This is a genomic window from Pseudarthrobacter oxydans, from assembly GCF_013314975.1.
GTDB classification, from domain to species: Bacteria; Actinomycetota; Actinomycetes; order Actinomycetales; family Micrococcaceae; genus Arthrobacter; species Arthrobacter oxydans.
Map to the genome: position 1 here is coordinate 64,736 of NZ_JABTYH010000026.1, position 6,213 is coordinate 70,948.

At 70.4% G+C, this 6,213-nt stretch carries 4 protein-coding genes; all 4 read right to left on the bottom strand.

The annotated features are described in order from the left end of the window. Positions 1–5 precede the first annotated feature (5 nt). Complete coding sequence (locus HTS88_RS16005) at positions 6–1,742, bottom strand: acetyl/propionyl/methylcrotonyl-CoA carboxylase subunit alpha (protein WP_174180082.1); 1,737 nt, start codon at positions 1,740–1,742, stop codon at positions 6–8. Beyond that, entirely contained in the window at positions 1,742–3,454 is a 1,713-nt protein-coding gene (locus tag HTS88_RS16010; RefSeq protein ID WP_174180062.1) for a 5-oxoprolinase/urea amidolyase family protein, read from the bottom strand. The genes HTS88_RS16005 and HTS88_RS16010 overlap by 1 nt, the downstream gene beginning before the upstream one ends. After that, positions 3,451–4,209, bottom strand: coding sequence for a LamB/YcsF family protein (locus HTS88_RS16015; RefSeq protein ID WP_174180064.1), 759 nt, complete (start codon positions 4,207–4,209; stop codon positions 3,451–3,453). The genes HTS88_RS16010 and HTS88_RS16015 overlap by 4 nt, the downstream gene beginning before the upstream one ends. A 194-nt stretch (positions 4,210–4,403) precedes the next feature. Further along, entirely contained in the window at positions 4,404–6,155 is a 1,752-nt protein-coding gene (locus tag HTS88_RS16020; RefSeq protein WP_174180066.1) for a thiamine pyrophosphate-dependent enzyme, read from the bottom strand. Positions 6,156–6,213: the final 58 nt, after the last annotated feature.

Below are 6,213 nucleotides of genomic sequence, written 5' to 3' on the forward strand. Positions count from 1 at the left end.
CGATGCTAGCCGACAGTACCCAGCACCTCGCCGCGGGCCACGGCGGCGCCCGGTTCCTGCCCGCCGCGCCGGAAGGTTCCGGCGGCGGACGCCACCACCACGGTTTCCATCTTCATGGCCTCCAGGACGGCAACGGGCTCGCCGGCGCCGACTCCGGCCCCGTCGCCGGCCACCCACTTGACCAGGTTCCCGCCCATGGGGGCGGTGACCTCGCCGTCCGCGTCGGCGCTGTCCGTGCCCGCGGAAGGTTCGACGGCGGCCCCTCCGCCATGGAGCAGGGCGTGGAAGACCTTGGCGGGCAGACCCAGTTGGACGGCCTTCCCGTCGATTTCGACAGTCAGGGTTTCGCGCCTGGCCAGGGGGCCCTGGGCACCGGTCTGCAGGGAGGCGGCCAGGCGGCCGGCGAACTCCGTTTCAATCCAGGTGGTGAACACGCCCAGCCGGTCCGGTGCGGTGAAGTCGGGATCCCGCACCACGGCGCGGTGGAACGGAAGGACGGTGGGGACGCCCTCGATCCGCAGCTCGTCCAGGGCGGCGCGGGCGCGGCGCAGGGCCTGCTGGCGGTCCTCGCCGTGGACAATCAGCTTGGCCATCAGGGAGTCGTATTCGGCAGGAATGACGGAGCCGGACCGGACGCCGGAATCAACGCGGATCCCGGCCCCTGTGGGCGCCTCGAACACGTCCACCGGTCCGGGGGCCGGCAGGAAGCCCCGGCCGGCGTCCTCGGCATTGAGCCGGAACTCGAACGCATGGCCGGTGGGTGCCGGGTCCTCGGTGACGGACACGGGCAGCCCGTCCGCGATGCGGAACTGCTCCCGCACCAGGTCGAGCCCGGACGTTACCTCGGTGACGGGGTGCTCCACCTGGAGGCGGGTGTTCACTTCCAGGAACGAAATCACGCCGTCGGGGGCCACCAGGTACTCCACCGTGCCGGCGCCGGTGTAGCCGGCCTCCCGGCAGATGGCACGCGCGGACTCATGGATCCGGGTGCGCTGTTCCGCGGTCAGGAACGGAGCCGGTGCCTCTTCCACCAGTTTCTGGTTGCGGCGCTGCAGGGAACAGTCCCGCGTGCCCACCACCACTACGTTCCCGTGGGTGTCGGCCAGGACCTGGGCCTCCACGTGCCGCGGCCGGTCCAGGAAGCGCTCCACAAAGCATTCGCCGCGGCCGAACGCCACGGTTGCCTCACGGACTGCGGAGTCGAAGGCGTCGTCGATGTCTTCCACCCGGTGCGCGATCTTGAGGCCCCGGCCGCCGCCGCCGAAGGCCGCCTTGATGGCCACGGGGACACCGAATTCCGCGGCAAAGGCGCGGACCGCGTCGGCGTCGGCTACCGGTCCGTCGGAGCCGGGGACCAGGGGCGCACCCGCACGGACCGCAATTTCGCGGGCGGTGACCTTGTTGCCCAGGCTGCGGATCGCGTCAGGTGAGGGGCCCACCCACGTAAGTCCGGCGTCGAGCACTGCCTGCGCAAAGTCGGCGTTCTCGGAAAGGAAGCCGTATCCGGGGTGGACGGCGTCGGCGCCGGACCGGGCAGCGACGGCCAGGAGCTTAGGGATGTCCAGGTAGGTCTCCGCGCTGGCCGAGCCGCCCAGCGCGTACGCCTCGTCGCTGAGGCGCACATGCAGCGCGTCCGCGTCGGGGTCCGAGTACACGGCCACGGACACCAGGCCTGCGTCGGTGCAGGCGCGGGCAATCCGGACGGCGATTTCACCGCGGTTGGCGATCAGGACTTTTTTCATCATTGCTTCTTTCGCGTGCTCGGAAGAGGGGCCGGGGGCTGCAGTGTTTCGGGGTCAACCTCCACGAAGCGCACGGTGGCGCCCGGAGGAAGCTGCGCTGCGGCAGGAAGGTCTTCGGGAATAACGGCGCCGATCACGGGATAGCCTCCGGTGACGGGATGGTCGGCCAGGAACAGGACGGGAAGGCCCGACGGCGGGACCTGCAGCGAGCCGGCCACCACGCCTTCGCTGGGGAGTTCTCCCTCTCGTGCCCGCTCCAGCGGGGTGCCGGCGTCGGCTCCGGGCGTGGACGGCCCGGTGCCGAGCCGGACGCCGATGCGGTTCGATTCGGCGGTCACGGTCCACGCCTGCCCGGTCAGGGCCTCATGGGAGCGGGGCGTGAACCAGTCGTGGCGGGGGCCGGTGGTGATGCGCAGTACCACGGGACTGCCGCCGGCGCCTGGTGAGAGGTCTGCCGGCAGGGCAGGCGGTTCGGCGTGGCCCACTGCCCGGGCGCTGTCCACGGCGCCGACGGGCAGCACCGTTCCGGCGGCCAGCGGGGCCGGGCCGATGCCCGACATCAGGTCGGTCGAGCGGCTTCCCAGCACGGGCGGAACATCAATCCCGCCGCGGACGGCGAGGTAGGTGCGCAGGCCTGCCTCCGGCACGCCGAGGTGGAGGCTTTCGCCGTCGTGCAGGGGGAAGGGGGCATACATCGGCGCCTGCCGGATGATGCCGCCCTCGCTGTCGCCGCCCTCGCTGTCGCCGCCCTCGCTCCGGATGTCCGCCGCCGTGCCCGCGCCGCTGAGCGCAACCGTCAGCTCGCCCCGTGCCTGCACGGAAAGGCCGCCCATGACGTTTTCGATCACGGCATCGGTGGGCAGGTTTCCCACCAGCCGGTTCGCCTGGCGGGCGCTCGCAGTGTCTGCAGCGCCGGCCGGGGAGACTCCCAAATCGCCGAGGCCCGGCCGTCCGAGGTCCTGGATGAGTGCCTGCGGCCCGGGTGAGAGGACCTCCAGGGCGGGGCCGGCGGCAGGTGTTTGAGCAGCCGCGGCGTCAGCCTGGGTCCCGTCAGCCTGGTCCGTCTCAGTCCGGCTGAGCTGAATGAGCTCGCGCACCGCGACGTACTGGACGGTGGTGCCGGGGCGGACCAGGGCGGGCTGCTCGCGCTGGAGGTCCCACATGCGCGTGGCGGTATGCCCAATGAGCTGCCAGCCGCCCGGTGACCGCCGCGGATACACGGCCGAGAAGTTGCCGGCCAGGGCCACCGACCCGGCGGGTACGGCGGTCCGCGGGGTGCCGCGCCGGGGAACGTTCAGGGCGTCCGTTTCCCCCACAAGGTAGGCGAATCCGGGCGCGAACCCGCCGAAGGCTGCGGTCCACAGCTGGCCGGTGTGGGCGGCGACGACTCCCTCGGGACCCATGCCGGTGAGTTCGCCCACCTCCGCAAGGTCTTCGCCGTCGTACACCACCTCGATGCGCACCGGCGTGTCCTGGACGGCAGCGGCGCCTGCGGGCATGCTCCCAAGCCGTGCAAGGGGTCCGCGGGCAGCGCGGGCGCTGGCGCGGGAGTCGAAGACAACCAGCACGGTCCGGGCGGCAGCCAGCACATCGACCTGTCCCGCGGCGGGGTTGTCCCTGAGGCGGGAGTGCAGGGACAGCACTGCGTCAAGGGAGTCCAGCTCCAGGAGCAGGGCGCGGGGCCCGGCCCAGCGTATCTCCGGGGAACTCACACGAAGCTCCTGATGTCCACGCCGGCTGCTTCGAGTTCGCGGCGGACCGCGGCCGCCATGGATACGGCGCCGGCGGTGTCGCCGTGCAGGCAGATGCTTTCGGCGGAGGTTTCGATGGTGGACCCGTCCCTGGCAACGATGGTGCCCTCGGTGGCCAGCCGCACCATGTTGGCTGCAACAGCATCCTCGTCATGGAGGACGGCGCCGGGTTCGCGGCGGGACACCAGGGTTCCGTCCGGGTTGTAGGCGCGGTCCGCAAAGGCCTCGGCTACTCCGCGCAGGCCGGCTGCTTCGGCGGCGGCCAGCGCCACCGAACCCGGCAGCAGCAGCATCGGCAGGTCCCCGCCGAAGGCCTTGACCGCATCCACCACCGCCTGCGCCTGCACCTGGTGGGTCACGATGGTGTTGTACAGCGCCCCGTGGGGTTTTACGTAGCTGATCCGGCCGCCGGCTGCGCGGGCAATGCCTTCAAGGGCGCCCAGCTGGTAGAGCACGTCATCGGCGAGTTCCGTGGGGGAGCAGTCCAGGAAGCGGCGGCCGAAGCCCGCGAGGTCGCGGTATCCCACGTGGGCTCCGATGCTGATGCCGGCGGCGACGGCGTCGCGGCAGGTCCGGGCAATCGTGGAGGGGTCGCCGGCGTGGAAGCCGCATGCGATGTTCGCGCTGGAGACGGAGCGGAAGATGGCGGCGTCGTCGCCCATGGTCCAGTTCCCGAAGGATTCGCCGACGTCGCTGTTGAGGTCAATGGAGGCCATAGTGATTCTCGTCTCGTTGAAGTGGTCTCTTTAGGATGCACGAGAATCCAAGATTGTTCAACAATTTTGGCCAAACTGGTGCCCAGGGCACCTGCCCGGCCGCGCGTTCCTGCCACCGCATCCCACGCATGCAACAGAAGGAGCGGACGACGGCGGAACCTCCCGCCGTCGTCCGCTCCCCGTGGGCGGCAGGCTCAATAAGCCTTGACGCGCTGTTCCACCACGAGGTGGACCAGGGCGAAGACGCCGTCCCGGTCGATGGCGGCAAGGGCGGCGTCCAGCGCAGCCGGAACGTCCCTGTCCTCGGTGACGGTGATGCCGAACCCGCCGAAGGCCCTGGCCATCAGGCCGAAATCGGGGTTCTTCAGCTGGGTCCCGGAGACCCGTTCCGGGTAGTGCCGTTCCTGGTGGGTGCGGATGGTGCCGTATTCCTGGTTGTCCATCACCACCACCAGCGGCGTGGCCCCGTACTGGGCGGCGGTGGCGAGTTCCTGCCCGTTCATAAGGAACTCGCCGTCCCCGGCGATGGTCACCACGCGGCGGCCGGGCTCGGCCAGCGATGCCGCGATGGCCGAGGGGACCGAGTAGCCCATCGAGCCGTTGCGGGCGCTGATCATGGAGGCGTAGCGGCGGGTGGGGAAATACCGGTGGGCCCAGTTGGTGTGCTCGCCCGCGCCGAAGGTCACCATCGCATCCTCCGGGAGCCGTGGCACCAGGTTCGCCATCAGGGTGTCCATCCGCGCCCGGCCCGGCGCGGGGGCTGCCGGAGGCAGGGCGGCGAACCGTTGCTGCTCGGTCCGCATCCTCGCGGTCCAGGCCTTCCACTCCTCCTTGGCCGGCAGGCTGATGCCGGCGAGGTCGCGGACGAAGGCGTCCGGCTTGGCCAGGATCTGCCGGGACACCGGCCCGGACCGGCCGCGGAGGGAGGGGTCGATGGTCACCAGGAAGTTCTCCTTGGTCCAGTCCTGCCGGCAGACGAATCCGTCCGTGATGACGTCCCCGGGGACGGTTCCCACAAACACCAGGAGGTCGGTTTCCTCCAGCAGGTCGTAGGTGGGGCGGGGACGGCCGTAGCCGATGGGGCCAACGTAGGAGGGTGAATCGAAGGACACCGTGCCCTGGGTCCGCCATTCAGCCGCGGCCGGGATGTGATGCTGTTCCAGCCAGCCGGTGAGCTGGTCTGCCGCCTCCTGCGTCCAGTCGTTGCCGCCGGTGACGAAAAGCGGCTTGCTGGACGCCGCCAGGGCGGCTTCCAGGGCTGCGGCGTCGGTGCGGCTCATACCGCCGGCCGCTACCGGGATGGCAGGGTGCAGTGCCGGGTCAATCTGCTGCCGGATGATGTCCTCGGGCAGGCCCACCACCACCGGACCGGGCCGTCCGCTCATCGCGGCAAACATTGCCTCGGCCACGATCTCCGACGCCCGCTCCGCGTGGTCCAGGACCATAACGCGTTTTGCGCCGGTATCGAACCAGGCCTTGATGTCGAACTCCTGGAATGCCTCCCGGTCCCGGTGCGCGAACGGGATCAGGCCCACGAACAGCAGCATGGGGGTGGAGTCCTGCCAGGCGGTATGCAGCCCCACATGGGCGTTTGCCGCGCCGGGCCCCCGGGTCACCATGGCGATGCCCGGGCGCTGGTTCATCTTTCCGTCCGCCTCGGCCATGTAGGCGGCGCCGCCCTCGTGCCGGCAGACGATGGTTTCGATGCTGGAACTGTGCAGGCCGTCCAGTACGTCCAGGAAACTCTCGCCCGGCACCACGAAGGTGCGGTGCACCCCGTGCGCCACCAGAGAATCGACGATGACGTGCCCGGCCGATTTCAGTGCCGGCGGGGTGGCCTGGGGTGCGGGCGGCCAGCCCGGCTGCCGGCCGGCGCCAGCAGGGTGTACGACGGCGGCAGGCTGGGTGGGGGATGCGGCTGGGGTTGCTTCGGTTTCCGTTGTCATGGGCTTTCTTTGGCGGTTCGGACGGTTTGGTGGAGGTGGTCTTTATCTGAAGGTGGTT